Below are 17,150 nucleotides of genomic sequence, written 5' to 3' on the forward strand. Positions count from 1 at the left end.
TCCCTTTCTCTTATTTGCCGGTAAACTGCGGCTTTCTTTTTTCTTTAAATGCAGATACACCTTCTTGATGATCCTCCGTGGCTATCATCATCGTTTGAGTGATGCGTTCTCTCTCCAGGACATCTTCGATAGTGGCCGTAAAAGAATAATCAATCAGTTTTTTCATTTGCCCATATGCTTTTCCTGGACCATAGGATAGCATAGTCGCATATTGAATCGCTTCATCACGCAAAGCTTCTAAAGGTACAAGTTTATTAATAACCCCAAGTTCATATAAACGTTCTGCTGGTATCGGTTCAGCTGAAAAGAAAAATTGTTTTGCTAAGTGCGGACCAACTAAGCGTGGAAGGAAATAGGAACCTCCTGCATCCGAAATAAGGCCAACCTTTGAAAAACTTAAAGCGAACTTACTCCCCTCAGCGGCCACAATCAAATCACAGGCAAGCGCCAAATTAAAACCAGCCCCTGCCGCAAAACCATGTACCGCAGCAATAATAGGAGTTTCAATCTCCTTCATCGTTAAAATACATTCATTTATGACTCCTAAATACTCGTAGGTAGTAGCTGCTGATTTGGTTCCCATCGTTTTTACATCTCCGCCGGCACTAAACGCCCGGCCAGCTCCGTTTAAAATAATCACTTTCACATTAGGATTTTTATCAGCTTTTTTTAATTCACTAATTAGTCCTGTTATCATTTCCGGACTAAAAGCATTCAAGCTTTCAGGTCTATTTAATGTTAATACTAAAACTGAACCTATCTCTTTTATTAATAAGTGTTCCATCATCCATCTCCCTTTCTCTTTTACGTGATCATCCATCCCCCATCGACCAGTACATCTGTACCAGTCATGTATGAAGCTTCACTCGATGCTAAAAAGGCAATAACATTGGCTATTTCCTCACTGGTTCCTACTCTTTTCAATGCTGTGTTGCGTTCAATTGATTTAACAAACCTTTCATTCGTTAAAGACCATTCTGTCAACGGTGTTTCAACAAATCCAGGTGATACGGAGTTTGCACGGATACCATATGGGGCCATTTCAAAAGCAAGTGCCTTCGTAAAATTCAACACAGCTGCTTTTGCAGAACTATAATGAGGTATATGAGCAGCAGCCTTATGGCCAGATAGACTCGCTATATTGACAAATGCCCTATTACCTCCACGGTTAGCGTGCTCCATCATAAACTTTCCAAGTATTTTTGAAACTAAAAACACACTCTTCAAATTCACTTCCTGAACGATATCCCAAGCCTCTACGGCCGTATCCATTATTTTTGATTGCACTGAACCACCTGCATTATTGATGACCACATGCAAGTCCATAAAATGATCCTCAATAAAATCTAACAACGCGGTTACTTCCTCTTCTTTCGTAACGTCGGCCGCAAAACAGGTTGCCTGGATATGATGGCTTTGATTATTAATTTCATCAACAACACTTTCAAGCTTTTCTAAGGTTCTTCCAACTAGAATGACATTTGCTCCTTCTTTAGCCAAACGCAGAGCTGTAGCCTTTCCTATCCCGCTGCCACCGCCAGTGATCACGGCAACTTGCTCATGAAATCGCATCCTATACCTCCTTTTTTACCGTTAATATAACGCGATTATTTTTAAACACAGGAACAATCTCATAACATCCACTTGTACTTGATAACAGAAGATCTTCCTTTAATCCGTATTTGGTTAATAGCAATCCAACTCTGGATGCCGCCAGAACTGAGTATGAATTAGATGGATGGCTGTCATAAAAAGCCAATGCAGCTTTTCCAGCGTCATTCAGCTCAATCCCTTGATTGGTTCTGCAGGTTATATTTGCAATTAAATGGCCGGCACCATAGAAATCCTCTAGGCTGAATTCTCCTGAATTTCCTGAACAAATCACGACAATAGTTTCATCCTTGCTATCATTCAGTATCGCCTGTGCCACGGCAGCATTATTAAGCAAGGAGGATATATACACTAGATTTGCATATGCCGCTTTATGTAGAGCCACTGTGCCGTTAGTAGTTGAAAGAATCAAGGTTTTACCATGGATACGCGTGCTAATTTTAACCGGTCCTGGATAAAAAAATCCATCGATTGGTTCTGCATGTAATTCCCCAGCCATCAAGGCTTGTCCGTTCTCAAATTGTCTGCTTACTTTAATAGCTTCGTCCTGATTTAGAACGGGAATAACCTCTGTTGCTCCATTCTGCAAAGCTGTTACAATCGTGGTTGTGGCCAGGAGAATATCTAGTACAACAGCTATCTTGTTGCCTGAGGCCAGTTTTTCTGGTGATATATCTTCCTTGGTCAGCAAGACATGAACTTTCAGCATCTTATTGATTCCTTGTAAGTGAATAAGCATGCTCAATCAATGTTTTTACATACTTATCAAAGCTGGCAAATCTCGGATCCTTTGTTTGGCCATTATGATAACGATAGTAGATTTGCTGACAAATCCCCGCTAATTTGAAATAGGCAAATGTTAAATAGAAATTCATATTGGAGACATCACGGCCGCTTTGTCTTGCATATTCTGAAATAAATTGTTCCCTTGTATAAAATCCATCCCGAATCGTAACAGATGGCTTCCCCAGTCCTTTCTTCAATACTTCAGAATCGTCCCCCTCTGCCCAATAGCTCATAGCTACTCCAAGATCAGCGAGCGGATCCCCAACCGTCGTCATTTCCCAGTCAAATAGACCGACCATTTCCGTTCCATCCTCATTAAAAATCGCATTGTTCAATTTATAGTCATAATGAATAATTGAAGCATCACATGAAGCTGGAATATGATCGACTAACCACTTTTCTAATTCTTGTATATGTGGAATATCATCTGTTTTTGCTCTTTCATAACGTGCTATCCATCCATTTGTCTGTCTTTCCATAAAACCATCAGGCTTGCTGATTTCCTTTAATCCAGTTTCCTGATATGAAATGCTATGAAGCTGAACAAGCCGTCCTACCATTTCCCGAGATAAGTTTTGAAAGAGTTCACGGGAAGGTTTAATGCCTTCAGGGACAGAAGTATCAAATACAATACCTTGCTTTCGTTCCATAATAAAAAACGGACTCCCTACAACATGTTCATCATCTGAGTAAAGGATTGGTTTTGGAGCCGGACTGAAAAGAGGATGTACTTCTGAGAGGATGCTGTATTCCCTTTGCATATCATGGGCTTTTGGAGCTACAGGACCTAGCGGTGGTTTCCTTAAAACAGCTTCCCATGTTCCTATTTTCAATTGATAGGTTAAATTTGAATGACCTGCCGAGAATTGTTCAATTTCCAGGTTTCCTTCTGGCAAATCGTTAATCTTACTCCGCAGAAATGCTTCAAGTACATGCTGCTGCAATTCTTCTCCGCTTCGTACGGGAATCGTATCTTTACTAACTCTTTGGGTCATGTCTATCCCACCTCTTTCAAAAATCGGACTCATTAAACAGCTTCGACCAGCCTCAACAGTTTCTCTTTTAGCAATTCAGGAATCGGTTCACTTTCCTGTTTGTCAAAATTAAACTGAACAAGGATGGCAGTCCCTTTGGCAATCGGGTTACCGGTTTGGGCACAGTAAATATCATGTTCAAGCTGAAAGCTCTTTGTCCCCACTCTGGATACAGTCGTGTTAATTTTTAATATTTGATCAAAATAGGCTTGAGAGAGGAAATCACATTTAGTCGAGGCCAAAATGAATGACCAATTTCTTATTTTCAAATCCAGTTCCATTTCTTTCAAAAAATGAAGACGAGCTTCCTCTAGATAGATGAAATAACTTGTATTATTCACATGACCAAGTGCATCTGTTTCCGAAAAACGGACGGTTACCATAGATTCCATAGCGGCCTCCTTTTACCCATTTACAGTATCCTCGCCATATTTACACCCTGCTTATGCCTCAGAGATATTCGTAATCTTTACACCAACCAGCTCCAATTAGACAATTTTATTCAAAAAAAGGGAGTCGTGATTTCCTACTCCCCTTTTTCAATTCCTTTCATGATCATCTCTACAAACATGTCTGCTAATTCATGTTCAGAAATGACACCTTCAGGGTTAAACCACTGATAGCTCCAGTTCAGAATTCCAAGAATACCAAACGTGATAATGGTAGGATTTATATCTGAACATAACTCCTCTGTCTTTATTCCCTGTTTAATTAAATCTTCAATATTAAAGCGAAATTGATCACGCTTTGGCAAAATCTCTTCAAGCTTATCTTCGGATAATAGTTTTATTTCCCGGAAGAACACCTTTGCACTTAAACCTTGGCTTCGAATATCACTCACTAGTAAATACGCTATATCGTGTATTTTTTGTCTACAGGTTTTCCTCGAGGTATTTAGGATCGCTTCCTGTCTTTCAATTAATCCATTAATATAATCGAGATGAATATTCATCAATAATTCTTCTTTACTTGCAAAATAGTAATAAAAGGTTCCCTTAGTAACACCCAAAGAATCAACAATATCCTGTATGGATGTTTCTGCAAAACCCTTTTGTTCAAATAAAGAAATGCTGGTGTTCTTAATTTTTTGTTTCATCATCAAGACCCCAGTTCGTTTATATTCACGTCACCCTTACTTTGTTTTGACTTCTTCCCTCAGAGCCCGGCGAAGTATTTTTCCGACATTTGTTTTTGGTAATTCATCACGGAATTCTACTATTGTCGGCACTCGATAGGACGCCATATTATTTTTACAGTATTCTATAATCTCTTTATCCGTAGCTGACTCATTCGCTTTTAATACTAAAATTGCTTTGACTGTTTCTCCGCGATACTCATCCGGAACTCCTATTACAACAGCTTCCTGTACAGATGGATGTTCATACAGGACTTCTTCTACATCACGAGGGTAGATATTATAACCGCTTGCAATGATTAGATCCTTTTTACGGTCAACAATCGTTAGATATCCATCTTCATCAATCCTGGCAATATCTCCTGTATATAGCCATCCATCGCGGAGAGCAACAGCCGTTTCTTCAGGCATATTCCAGTAACCTTTCATAATCTGCGGACCTTTGACAATTAATTCTCCCAGTTCGCCAACAGGGACTTCCTCCGCCCCTGTTGCTACATCCACGATTTTACAATCCGTAGATGGAAAGGCAATTCCAACCGTCCCAGGTTTACGAACACCAAAATCCGGATTGCAATGTGTAACCGGCGATGCTTCTGAAAGACCATAGCCCTCCAAAATCTTAGAATCCGTTTTAGATTCATATTCCTTCATTAATTCCATAGGCATAGGAGCACTTCCACTATTGGAAATTTTAATGCTATCAATACCATATTCCTTTGCTTTCGGATGAGCGTTGATCGCCACGTACATGGTTGGTACGCCAGGGAATATAGTTGGCTTCTCCTGTTTTATCGTTTGAAGGACCTCTTCAAGATCAAAACGAGGAAGCAAGATGTTTTCACTCGCCATTAATATGCAATTATTCATACAGGCTGTCATACCAAATACGTGGAATAATGGGATGACAGTCAGATACCTTTCATTACCTTTATCTACAATCTGTTTATAAAATTCCTTTGTTTGATAGATATTGGCCACTAAATTACGATGAGTGAGCATGGCTCCTTTCGATCTCCCCGTAGTGCCACCTGTATATTGGAGCACAGCAACATCATGACTCGGATCAATAACTACTGGCTCTACCGGCATGACTGTTTCAGAGATAAATCGCTCAAATGTCCAATCATCTCCAAATTCTGCCCCGGATGGCTGCAGACTTACTACAATAATATTTTTGAGATTCGTAGTAGATTGAACCGCTTTAACAGTTTGATAGAATGCATCCATAACAACAATCGTTTCAGCCTCGGAATCCTGCAATATATATTCCAGTTCCCTGGCTACTAACATGGGGTTGATTTGAGTGACAATTCCTCCCATCGATAGGGCCCCATAATAGGCAATCACATACTGAGGACAGTTTGGCAGCATTATTGCCACCCTGTCACCCTTTTTAACATCATTATTCTGAAGTGCTGCGGCGAAGCGATTTGATGTCCCTAAAAGTTCCTGATAGGTCATTTTTCTTCCAAAAAAAGATAGGGCATTGTTTGTGGGGTAATGGATTGTCGTTTCATGAAGAATGTCTGGCAGTGTTTTGTTCGGAATTTCGATTTCAGATGCAATACCTTCCGGATATTGTGTAAGCCAAGCTTTATTTTTCATATTTTCCATAGTCAAATCTCCTTCATCTTTTATTTAAACCATGGCGTGTTTTCCGCCATCAACTACCAATACCTCACCTGTTATATAATTCGATGCAGCAGAAGCCAGGAATAAAGCAACTCCTTTTAGGTCTTCATCATTTCCAAGCCTTCCAAGCGGTGTCATATATTCAATTGCATCTTTTCCGCGTTCGAGTAAAACCTGAGACATTTTGGTTGGGAAAAACCCAGGTGCGATTGCATTAACATGAATATTATGTTTACCCCATTTCACTGCCAAATCCTTTGTTAAAGTAAGGACAGCTCCTTTGCTAGCATTGTACCCAACGGTATCCATCATGTCAGCATGAGTCCCACCGAGCCCCGCGACTGAAGCAATATTGATTATTTTTCCTCGCTTCTGTTCCATCATCACCTTTCCCACTGCCTGGGACATCAGGAAGGTACCTGTCAAATTAGTATTGATAACCTTATTCCAGGCTTCAAGCGGCATATCCAATGCAGAAGCTCCCCATGAGGCACCGCTATTGTTGACAAGAATATCAATATCCTCAAATTTATCTAGTGTTTCTGAGACGACACTATGAATATCTTCCGGATTCGTGATATCACATTTTAAAGCCAAGGTTTCAACTCCATATTCTTTTTTCAGATGGTCTGCCACCTCGGTGCAAGCCTCAATCTTGCGTGAACATAGAACAATATTTGCTCCCGCTTCTGCCAAACTCTGTGCAATCTGGGCTCCAAGCCCGCGTCCGCCTCCTGTGATAATCGCTGTCTTACCGGTTAAATCAAACATTTGTAAAACGTTCATGATTAGCTTGTTCCTCCCCCAGATATTTTTTAAGCTCAAGCTTGGCAATCTGGGCACGGTGAACTTCATCGGGTCCATCAGCTAATCGTAATGTTCTTGCATTTGCCCAATGAGCTGCCAAAGGATAATCCTCTGAAACTCCTGCTGCCCCAAGTCCCTGTATAGCCCTGTCGATAACCTTCAAAGCCATATTTGGAGCAACGACTTTGATCATCGCAATCTCGGTCTTCGCTTTTTTGTTCCCAACCGTATCCATCATATAAGCTGCTTTTAGAGTTAATAATCTTGCCTGCTCAATTTCAATTCTTGAGTTTGCAATCCACTCCTTTATTACTCCTTGATTAGATAGCGGCTGTCCAAAGGCAGTTCTTTTTTGTATACGCTTACATAATATTTCAAGCGAACGCTCTGCTGCCCCAATCAGCCTCATACAATGATGAATTCTTCCTGGACCCAGCCTTCCTTGTGCAATCGCAAATCCCTTTCCCTCTCCCCAAATTATGTTCTCAGCAGGTACCCTAACGTTTTCATATGTAATTTCTCCATGTCCATGAGGGGCATGATCATATCCAAAAACGGGAAGCATTCTTTCAATTTTTACTCCTTTTGAATCAAGAGGTACTAGAATCATAGATTGCTGTTCATGCCGATTTGCCATTTTGTTCGTCTTCCCCATCACAATTGCAATTTTACATCTTGGATCTCCTGCACCTGAAGACCACCACTTGCGACCATTAATGATATAGCCATCTCCATCTTTTGCAATACTTGCTTCAATATTCGTAGCATCTGATGAAGCGACATCTGGCTCAGTCATTGAAAAACAGGAACGTATTTCACCAGCTAATAAAGGCTTAAGCCATTCCTCTTTCTGTTCAGCAGTCCCATACCTTTCTAATACTTCCATATTACCTGTGTCAGGAGCACTGCAATTAAACATTTCAGGGCCGATTAATGAGCGTCCCATTATTTCACATAAAGGTGCATATTCCAAATTGGTCAGACCAGCACCATATTCACTCTCAGGCAGAAATAAATTCCAAAGCCCTGCATTTTTAGCTTTTGATTTTAAGTCTTCCATAATCGGAGGCACCTGACTCCACCGTGATTCTTGCTCATTTAACTGAACCTCATATAATCCTTCATTAGGATATACATACTCATTCATAAAATCACTTAACTGTCTCTCCAAGTCAATCACCTTACTCGAATAGGAAAAATCCATTCCTTCACTCCTTTCACATACTGACCGGTAGGTATTGTTAATTACTCCCAATTATACTTGATGCTCTTTTAAATTCCAACTAATTATCCAAAAATTACAAATACTTATATAGTTTTACAAATTCAGTCAGATTATATTATTCTTATAAATAGTAATAAACACACAGGAAGAAGGAAAGAGTTGTAAAATGAATATCAAACTGATTAAAAACACAGCCAAACAAAAATTAACTGGCTACTGGGGAATTGCGATAGGAGTTTTTTTCATAACTCTCCTTGTTAGCAGAGTTGCTGAATCATTTCTTTTTATTCTTGCATTTTTCTTTATATCAAGCCCATTGGCTGTAGGATATCAATGGTTCCACTTAGCCATAAAGAGGCAGCAAAATCCTTCTATTGAAACACTATTTGATGGTTTTAAATTGAACTATTTCAGGAATGCCTTAACAAACTTTTTAATCTTTTTATTTACCTTACTCTGGTCAGTTTTATTAATTATACCCGGCATCATTAAAGCGTTAGCCTATTCTATGACTTTATTTATCTTGCGTGACCGTTCCGATTTAACCGCTCTTCAAGCGATTACAGAAAGCCGACGAATCATGAATGGTAAAAAGAAAGATTTATTTGTACTATACCTATCTTTTTTACCATGGTTTATTATCCCTATCGTATTAATTTTTATCGGAATCGTATCTATTGCTATTGGTGCTGATACTGTAAATGATGGAGTATATTTAAGCGGCATGGCAAGCCTGATTATCGGGTATATCACAATCTTGGGTATTGCTATATACCTCGCACCTTATATAACTACTTCATTAGCTGTCTTCTATGATGATTATGTAAAGCCATCAGAAGGATCTCTTATACAGAATCCACTGCCTTCTACTCATAATTCTGCTGCCGATCATATCGACCTTGCTAAGCGTGTAGAATAAAAGATAATCCCAGCTCCATCATAGAGCCGGGATTATTTTCTTTATTGGTAAAAAAGTAAATTATAAAAGCCAGCGGTGTCTCACGCTGGCTTTACATGTACTAACTAGTCTTTCTGCATATCTGGAACTTCATTCATTATGGGAGCAGACTGTCTCATCATACCAATCGGATAACCAATAATAGCGCCCAATATGGCTGGTGCAATCCATCCTAATCCCACGGAGTAAAGCGGTAAATAAGCAAATAAATTATTGATTGCTTCTATTTGCAGACCCGCTGCATTAAAACCATCAAACAAACTAACAATAAAGGTTAATGCCAAACTGCAAATATATACTTCTGAAAAACCTTTAAATACATTGTGCATGAATGTAAGGAAAATCAAGCATATAGCCAAAGGATAAATAGCTGTCAGGACAGGTACTGAAATAGCCACTAAGTCGGCAAGTCCCACATTGGCAACTAATGCACTGAATACCGATAAAACAATAGCATATGTTTTATAGGACCATCTCGGAGCCAATGTATTAAAGTAGGCCGCACAAGCCGTCACAAGACCGATACTAGTCGTTAAACACGCTGCAATAACAGCAAGTCCTAAAATTAATCTTCCATAAGAACCAAAATAATAATGAGATGCTGCTGCTAATATCGCACCCCCATTATCAAATGCACCAATCTCTTCCACACCGGTAGCACCTAAATATGCTAGCCCTGCATAGATTACCGCAAGTAAACCGGCTGCAATGAAAGCAGATTTCATAACACTTGTCATCATTTCTTTTTTGCCATGAATCCCTGTTGAACGAACTGCATTAATAATGATAATTCCAAATACGAAGGATGCCAATGTATCCATTGTTAGGTAACCTTCCTGGAAACCCTTAAAGAATGCGTTTTCTGTATATTGTTCAGCCGGAGCTGTCAGGCTTCCCATTGGATTAAACAAAGCTGCTAGAATCAATAAAGCGATAAAAAATAATAATATTGGTGTTAACATTTTACCAACTATATCTATAATTTTTCCTGGTTTTAATGCAAAGAAACAAGTAATAGCAAAAAAGATTACAGTGAAAAGCGCCATTGCTACTGTGCTATTCATATCACCGATTAAAGGTTTAACACCAATTTCATATGAAACCGTTCCTGTCCTCGGCATCGCAAATAAAGGCCCGATTGCTAAGTAAAGAACTGTAGTAAATATAATAGCAAACATTGGGTGTACACGTTTAGCCATCGTATATAAATCGCTTTGGCCAGAATACCCAATTGCCAATACTCCTAACAGAGGCAATCCCACCCCAGTTATGATGAAGCCAAATGTAGCTTCCCAAACATTTGACCCTGACATTTGTCCCATTAATACTGGGAATATTAGATTTCCAGCCCCAAAAAATAAGGCAAAGAGCATAAAGCCAATCGCTAGTGTTGTAGATTTACTCTTCATATTACCCAATTAAAACCCTCCGTTTCTATCTGGTTGAACATTTTAAATTTTCTAATAATTCTAACATCTTTTAATATAACATTACCCATTTTAACACATTTGTCAAGATTATTCAGACATTTCGCCCTATTTCTCAACTTTCCCACTTTTCTTCTAACATTCACCGTTTTTCCTATATCGGTGATTATAGTAACTGTCCTCTATATTTGCAAGGGTATTAGAGAAACTAAAGTAACGGTAAATTTTATCAATCTATTATATTTAAAGGGGGGAAAACGTACATACATCCAATTTAAGTTTATATTACCCTTTTAAACAGTAAAAACCCTTATTCCATGAATAAGGGCTGATCGAATAATCCAATATACCATTGATGATAAGGACATATGAGATTATTCTACAAAGTATTCAGCATATTGGCTATCCGGTTCCAGCAAACTATTCCAATATTTCTCTGGTCCTAATATATGGTGACTAACAGCCTCATCTATTTGATCAACTTTTTTATTTTCAATAATATCAATAATGTTTTTATGTTGTTTAATAATATCTGTATAATCATATTCGATTTCAGATAGCAATCGGATTCGATTATAATGTGTACTTAACCGATTTATTGCATCCCAGATATGATCTTTTTCCTGATCTTTATAAAATAGGGAGTGGAATTCCTGATCCAATTCATGAAAAGTTCTTTCCATTCCTTTTTTTCCTATAAAATTTTCTTGTAAACTGATAACTTTCTTTAACTCTAATAATGTTTCATCAGAAATAGATTCGCAGGCTAACTTAAGAACCTCTTTTTCTAGTACAGAGCGCATAAAGGCCGCCTCTTTAACCAATTTATAATCAATTTTTGATATGTATGAACCGACCTGCGGCCATACTTCAACCAAATGTTCCTCTTTTAATTTTCCGATTACCTCCCTGATTGGAGTACGAGAAATCCTTAATTCATTAGCCAGCTCAATTTCACTGATTGCTTGTCCTGGTTTTAATTCTAGAGACATAATGCCATTCTTAATAATTCTGTACGAATAATGTTTATTATTTTCTCCAGGTAATTTGGGTGTCACTGTTAACATCATGATTTCTCCCTTATATAAAGCGTATAAATATTCTCTACCAACATCAGCATGTAGCCAGTATACATGTTTTATTTAATTATCATCAAATTTCATTAATTTTTCAAGCAATTCAAAACAAAAAAGCTGAAGGGCCTTGGTCAGGAGCGAGGAGCATAAGACAAAGGCACGTAGGGGATGTACTTCCCCCCGCAGTGGCTTTGCTTATGTCCCGAGCTCCTAGGCCCTGAAGCTAGATTGAATAAAAAGCTGAAACGACTGCATCAAGGAACAAAGACTAAATACGCCACATCGTGTGGCAACGTCTTTGTGACCAACATCCTGTTGGCCTCCGACAAGCATAAGACAAAAGCACATAAACCATATTCTACATCAGTTATGTCAGTATCCTCTAAATATCCTGCTATAGTTCGACATCTTCCAACAATAAACATAGCCTATTTCTTTATCTAAATAAATTAAAACTACCGATTCTGAATATTTTTCTGGGATAAAGGTGAGAGTTGGATTCACCTTATTTCATATAAGTAACAAAATATCCCACCTTAATCCCCAGTCTTTTTTTGAATAAGACAAAGAAAGACTAGTAATTAAATAGCTTAATAAGTCAGATGGCTTATTTTTATTATAATAGTATATTAAAATTCTTCCTCCCTCCTTTTTCATACAACTATCTCCATATGAAATCAGGTATAAGTATATTCTTTTCTAATCATTTCCTAATTAGAATGACACCTACAGCTGTAGCCAAACTACATCCAATGATTCATTTTCAATTTCCATAGTATACTTGCGACATTTAGTGACAGCATTTGTTTACTTCAATTCGTTATGGTAGAAATATCAGCAGGATTACATAATTCGATATTACTTAACAGGGAGGTGAAAAAATACTTGGCATATTGGCAATTTAATAATCTAGTATAGGGAGGAATACTTGTTGAAAACAAAGAGAAAAAAACTGTCGTCACTCATTCTAACATCTATGCTCATTCCATCATTGCTCTTAACTACAGGATTTACGTCTTCACCATCTTCTACTGCTTCCTCAGAATCCATCCATAGTTCAGCAAAATCTACGATTATACAGAATAGCAGTAACAAAATCTCCAAAGATCTTCAAAATGAGTTTAAGGAAGAAGAAAAAGTCACCTTCTTAATTAAACTTAAAGAGCAGGTCGACACTGCCAAGGTAGCAAAAGAAGCTACTGCTACTGCGAAAAAACAAAAGCTTTCATCAGCCAAGACGACCTTGACTAAACGATCTTCCATCGTTACAAATCTTCGCGCAACTGCTGAAGAAACTCAGCATGAGCTAAAAAACTATTTAGAAAAACAAGAAAAAGCCGGTAATGCTGAAGATATTCAATCCTTCTACATCGTTAATGGGATGGCTGTAACAGCTACAAAAGAAGTCATGGAACAAATTGCCGCATTTCCTGAAGTAGAAAAAATTTCACCGAATGAAACTGTACACCTTATAGAACCCGTTAAACAATCCAAAGCTGAAAAGCCATTAATCGAGTCTAATATTAAAGAGAAACCGTCCAAAATAGAGACAAAGGCAGAAGCCTCCTCAATTGAATGGAATATTGATAAAATCAGCGCTCCTCAAACATGGGCAATGGGAATAGATGGAGCTGGAACAGTCATTGCCAGCATAGATACTGGTGTGCAATGGGATCATCCTACCCTAAAGACAAAATACCGTGGGTACAACCCGGCTGATCCGGACAACCCGAACCATGAATTCAGCTGGTTTGACGCTACTTCTACAAACAGCTCATCAGCATTTGACGATAACGGTCATGGTACCCATACAATTGGAACAATGGTTGGATCAGAACCAAATGGTGCTAACCAGATTGGTGTAGCCCCTGGCGCTAAATTCATTGCTGTTAAAGCATTAAATGCAGCTGGCAGTGGGACTCAAGCTGATTTACTAGAAGCCGGTGAGTACGTTTTAGCGCCTAAGGACGCGAATGGTACTCCACATCCTGAATATGCACCTGATGTCGTAAACAACTCATGGGGTGGCGCAGCAGGATTAAATGAATGGTACCGTCCGATGGTTCAAGCATGGAAAAATGCAGATATCTTTCCTGAATTTTCTGCAGGAAATAGCGGACCAGGAGCAGGAACTGTAAATGCTCCATCCAATTATCCTGAATCTTATGCAACTGCCGCAACAGATCTCAATAATGCTTTGGCAAGCTTTTCTTCAAGGGGACCTTCTCCATATGAAGGCGTCATAAAACCAAATATAGCAGCACCAGGTGTAAATATTCGCTCAGCTATACCTGGAAACGGTTATGCTTCCTATAATGGAACATCAATGGCCGGGCCTCATGTGTCTGCAGTAGTTGCCCTGCTTAGACAAGCTGATTCAAGCTTAACGGTTGATCAAATGGAAGAGATTATGGAATTAACAGCAACACCATTAACTGACAGCGCTTATCCAGAGTCACCTAACTATGGATATGGTCACGGTTTGGTAAATGCTTTTGATGCTGTCTCTTCAGTTGTTAGTGGTTTAGGAAAAATTAAAGGAACTGTCTCCAAGGATGGTGATGATACTCAAGCACCTGAAATTGAAACAGAGCCTGTGACTACTTCTTATAAAGAAATGGACCTTCCTCTTAGCGCAAGCGCTACGGACGATGTATCCGTAACATCTGTCGTTTTGAAATATAAAAAAGCAGATGGCAGCTGGACTGAAGTCGCTGCGGAACGTGTAAGCGGAGATTATAAATCCGGTGAATACGAAGCAACCATACCTGGTGCTGATTTAACCGGTGATTCAACAGAATACCAATTTATCGCATATGACTTTGGAGGCAATTCAAAAGAAACAGCTGTTTATCCAGTAGAATTACTTCCGGGTATTACAGTTGGCTATGAAACAGATTTTGAACAAAACCCAATCGGATGGACATCTTACGGTACAAATAATTCATGGGAATGGGGAGTACCAACAACAGGCCCTGGCGCTGCATTCTCTGGTGAAAAGGTATATGCAACTAACCTGACAGGAAACTATGCAAACAGCTCTAATATGAGCCTGGAAATGCCACCAATTGATCTTCCTGAAGGAGCCAGCTACTTACAGTTCAAACAATGGTTTGATTTAGAAAGAAACTATGACTTTGGGCATGTATTTATTTCTACTGATGGTACCAACTGGACACAGGCAGCTCGTTTCAACCAAACATCCGATGGTTGGATTGATGGCGAAGTCAACTTAAGCGAATATGCAGGACAACGTATCTATATTTCCTTCAATGTTACAACTGATGGATCTGTCCAGAAAGCTGGATGGTATTTGGATGATGTCAAATTATCGGCAACTCCTATCCAACCTTCGTCAAAAGCTAAACATGGTGTGAAGAAAGATACAAAAGCTACTGATACTAAAATCAAAGATACAAAAGCTAAAGACCCTAAAGACGACAAAAAAGCAGCAAAAGAAAAAGTAGACGCAGCAAAAATCAAACCAATATCTGAAAAAGATAGTTCAAAAAATGAAAAACCTAGCAATGAAAAACCGGGACCACTACTTTTACCAATTCAAGCAGAGGTAACCGTTCTTGAAACTGGCCGTTCTGTTTACACAAACCCACAGGATGGATCCTATGAATTAACGCACGCAACAGGTGATTACACTGTTCAAGCAGAAACATATGGATTCCAATCTCAAACACAAACAGTACGTGTTGAAGATGATGGAGTTGCTACCGCAAACTTTACACTACAGGAAATTCCTAAAGGTACTGTCAGCGGTACAATTACAAATAAAGTAACAGGAGATCCTGTTGCAGGCGCCACAGTTTACCTTGTGGAGGATGCTGCCATTACTCCTGTGACTACAAATGAAGATGGCGAGTATTCCATTACTGCATATGAGGGTACCTACACACTAAAATTTGTTGCACCATCCTACTACAGTTCCGAAACAACTGTAACCATTGAAGCTGGCGAACCTGTCGTTAAAAATGTTGAGTTACGTCCATTCATTGGCTATGCAGGTGAAATTAAGTATGATGATGGAACAGCTGAAAATGCCAGAGCCTACAACGCTGCAGGCAATAGCTGGGCTGTTAAAATGTCCCTTAAAGAAGGGGAAGACCAAGCTCTAGTAACTGGTGCGCTTCTTCGCTTCTGGGATACGGAATGGCCAGTCCCAGGCGGTACTGAATTCCAAGTATCCGTTTATGATGCCAGTGGTGCAAACGGCGGTCCTGGTACTAAATTGGCAGGTCCTTTCAACGAGACAGCTTTACGTGACGGCACTTGGACACATGTTGACCTTGCTGAACACGGCATCATGGTAGAAGGTGACTTCTTCATTGTCTATACACAAACAAAAGCAAATCCTAATGCACCTGGCTTGGCAACTGATGAGGACGGTCCAAATGCTAAACGCAGCTGGCAAGGTGTAAGCGGTGCATGGTCTCAATCACCAGAGGCTGAAGGAAACTACATGATCCGTGCGACCGTCAACTATGAATTACAAGTACCATCCATCACTTCTCCTAAAGATGGAGCATTTACGAATAAAAAATCTGTGACAGTTGAGGGTAAATCTTCTCCTGAAACAACCATTGATTTATTCAATGATGGAGAACAAACTGCTACTACGGAAACGAATGCAAGTGGCGACTTCTCAGTTGCAGTCGAGTTGAAAAATGGTGCAAATACACTGACTGCTAAAGCAAAAACTGATGTCGGTTCAACAGACCCATCTGAACCAGTTACGATTACACTTGATCAGGATAAACCTGAACTGACTATTACTTCACCGACAGATGGTTCTAAAACAAATAAAGAAACCGTCACAGTTACAGGAACAATTGCTGATGCCAATCTGGATTGGGTTAAAGTAAATGGTCAAACTGCAACTGTAAGCGACGGGAAATTCAGCAAGCGTATCCTTCTTGATGAAGGTATCAATGAGATTACTGTTCAAGCTAAGGATAAAGCAGGCAACAGCATTAAAAAGATCATCACAATTGATGCCAATTATACGGCACCTGAACTTTCCAACATACTTCCTGCTGAGGACAAAGTATTGGAAAGCGGCGATTCTGTCAAAATCGAATTTGATAGTGAACCTGGGCTAGACGCTACCTTCTCAATCCTTGCTCCAGTCACAAACCTTGGCGTCTCAAATGCACTTGAGCTTCCAATGCGTGAGACATCGGAAGGACACTATGTCGGCTACTATACTGCCACTAAAAATATCAAAGCAAACGGGGCAGCCGTTCAAGTAACCGCAGAAGATGACTATGGCAATAAAACGATTGAAAGAGCGGAAGGATTATTATATATTAACGCTCCGCAGTAAACGATTAAAGCACAAGTGCCGATGCACTTGTGCTTTTCTTTTTTGAGCAGTTCTAAAATAGTTTATACTTAAACTGATGATTAAGATATAAAACACAATCTTATTTTTCATATACATTCTT

General features: G+C 39.3%; 13 protein-coding genes. 2 read left to right on the plus strand and 11 right to left on the minus strand.

Annotated elements, in window-relative coordinates:
• Positions 1-10 precede the first annotated feature (10 nt).
• The 9 genes from A8L44_RS14825 to A8L44_RS14865 all read right to left on the minus strand — a co-directional run bounded on the left by A8L44_RS14825 (position 11) and on the right by A8L44_RS14865 (position 8,212).
• Positions 11-820, minus strand: a complete 810-nt coding sequence (locus A8L44_RS14825) for an enoyl-CoA hydratase/isomerase family protein (RefSeq protein ID WP_441294138.1) — start codon at positions 818-820, stop codon at positions 11-13.
• Entirely contained in the window at positions 805-1,572 is a 768-nt protein-coding gene (locus A8L44_RS14830; protein ID WP_066108035.1) for an SDR family NAD(P)-dependent oxidoreductase, read from the minus strand. The genes A8L44_RS14825 and A8L44_RS14830 overlap by 16 nt, the downstream gene beginning before the upstream one ends.
• A 1-nt stretch (position 1,573) precedes the next feature.
• Positions 1,574-2,320: a 2-phosphosulfolactate phosphatase gene (locus A8L44_RS14835; protein ID WP_066108038.1), complete on the minus strand. Its 747-nt coding sequence runs from the start codon at positions 2,318-2,320 to the stop codon at positions 1,574-1,576.
• A 1-nt stretch (position 2,321) separates the two neighbouring features.
• Positions 2,322-3,392 (minus strand): phosphotransferase family protein, encoded by a 1,071-nt coding sequence (locus tag A8L44_RS14840; protein WP_066108040.1) that lies wholly within the window; start codon positions 3,390-3,392, stop codon positions 2,322-2,324.
• A gap of 32 nt (positions 3,393-3,424) precedes the next feature.
• The gene (locus A8L44_RS14845; RefSeq protein WP_066108042.1) at positions 3,425-3,823 is read right to left on the minus strand and encodes an acyl-CoA thioesterase; all 399 of its coding nucleotides are present in this window, start codon (positions 3,821-3,823) and stop codon (positions 3,425-3,427) included.
• A gap of 134 nt (positions 3,824-3,957) precedes the next feature.
• Complete coding sequence (locus tag A8L44_RS14850; RefSeq protein WP_066108045.1) at positions 3,958-4,527, minus strand: TetR/AcrR family transcriptional regulator; 570 nt, start codon at positions 4,525-4,527, stop codon at positions 3,958-3,960.
• Between the two features lie 36 nt (positions 4,528-4,563).
• Positions 4,564-6,174: a long-chain-fatty-acid--CoA ligase gene (locus A8L44_RS14855; protein ID WP_066108549.1), complete on the minus strand. Its 1,611-nt coding sequence runs from the start codon at positions 6,172-6,174 to the stop codon at positions 4,564-4,566.
• Between the two features lie 33 nt (positions 6,175-6,207).
• Positions 6,208-6,987, minus strand: coding sequence for an SDR family oxidoreductase (locus tag A8L44_RS14860; RefSeq protein WP_066108048.1), 780 nt, complete (start codon positions 6,985-6,987; stop codon positions 6,208-6,210).
• Positions 6,965-8,212, minus strand: coding sequence for an acyl-CoA dehydrogenase family protein (locus tag A8L44_RS14865; protein ID WP_066108049.1), 1,248 nt, complete (start codon positions 8,210-8,212; stop codon positions 6,965-6,967). The genes A8L44_RS14860 and A8L44_RS14865 overlap by 23 nt, the downstream gene beginning before the upstream one ends.
• A gap of 187 nt (positions 8,213-8,399) precedes the next feature.
• Here A8L44_RS14865 and A8L44_RS14870 point away from each other — a divergent pair, with 187 nt between their 5' ends.
• A complete protein-coding gene (locus A8L44_RS14870) occupies positions 8,400-9,152 on the plus strand; it encodes a DUF975 family protein (RefSeq protein WP_066108052.1) in 753 nt (250 codons plus the stop codon).
• A gap of 104 nt (positions 9,153-9,256) precedes the next feature.
• Here A8L44_RS14870 and brnQ read toward each other — a convergent pair whose 3' ends face one another.
• Positions 9,257-10,609 carry a branched-chain amino acid transport system II carrier protein gene (brnQ, locus tag A8L44_RS14875; RefSeq protein ID WP_373925501.1) on the minus strand — a complete coding sequence of 451 codons (1,353 nt, stop codon included), beginning with the start codon at positions 10,607-10,609 and terminating at the stop codon, positions 9,257-9,259.
• Between the two features lie 383 nt (positions 10,610-10,992).
• Complete coding sequence (locus A8L44_RS14880; RefSeq protein WP_066108055.1) at positions 10,993-11,685, minus strand: GntR family transcriptional regulator; 693 nt, start codon at positions 11,683-11,685, stop codon at positions 10,993-10,995.
• Between the two features lie 937 nt (positions 11,686-12,622).
• Between A8L44_RS14880 and A8L44_RS14885 the strand changes: the two genes are divergently transcribed.
• Positions 12,623-17,029 (plus strand): S8 family peptidase, encoded by a 4,407-nt coding sequence (locus A8L44_RS14885; RefSeq protein WP_175354308.1) that lies wholly within the window; start codon positions 12,623-12,625, stop codon positions 17,027-17,029.
• Positions 17,030-17,150: the final 121 nt, after the last annotated feature.

Origin of the sequence: Bacillus sp. FJAT-27986 (assembly GCF_001685035.1) — a bacterium.
Taxonomy (GTDB): Bacteria; Bacillota; Bacilli; order Bacillales; family Pradoshiaceae; genus Pradoshia.

Excerpts from the sequence above, each read along its gene's own strand:
- A8L44_RS14825 (WP_441294138.1), bottom strand. The coding sequence starts at position 820 with ATGGATGATCACGTAAAAGAGAAAGGGAGATGGATGATGGAACACTTA.
- A8L44_RS14830 (WP_066108035.1), bottom strand. The coding sequence starts at position 1,572 with ATGCGATTTCATGAGCAAGTTGCCGTGATCACTGGCGGTGGCAGCGGG.
- A8L44_RS14835 (WP_066108038.1), bottom strand. The coding sequence starts at position 2,320 with ATGCTGAAAGTTCATGTCTTGCTGACCAAGGAAGATATATCACCAGAA.
- A8L44_RS14840 (WP_066108040.1), bottom strand. The coding sequence starts at position 3,392 with ATGACCCAAAGAGTTAGTAAAGATACGATTCCCGTACGAAGCGGAGAA.
- A8L44_RS14845 (WP_066108042.1), bottom strand. The coding sequence starts at position 3,823 with ATGGAATCTATGGTAACCGTCCGTTTTTCGGAAACAGATGCACTTGGT.
- A8L44_RS14850 (WP_066108045.1), bottom strand. The coding sequence starts at position 4,527 with ATGAAACAAAAAATTAAGAACACCAGCATTTCTTTATTTGAACAAAAG.
- A8L44_RS14855 (WP_066108549.1), bottom strand. The coding sequence starts at position 6,174 with ATGAAAAATAAAGCTTGGCTTACACAATATCCGGAAGGTATTGCATCT.
- A8L44_RS14860 (WP_066108048.1), bottom strand. The coding sequence starts at position 6,987 with ATGAACGTTTTACAAATGTTTGATTTAACCGGTAAGACAGCGATTATC.
- A8L44_RS14865 (WP_066108049.1), bottom strand. The coding sequence starts at position 8,212 with ATGGATTTTTCCTATTCGAGTAAGGTGATTGACTTGGAGAGACAGTTA.
- A8L44_RS14870 (WP_066108052.1), top strand. The coding sequence starts at position 8,400 with ATGAATATCAAACTGATTAAAAACACAGCCAAACAAAAATTAACTGGC.
- A8L44_RS14880 (WP_066108055.1), bottom strand. The coding sequence starts at position 11,685 with ATGTTAACAGTGACACCCAAATTACCTGGAGAAAATAATAAACATTAT.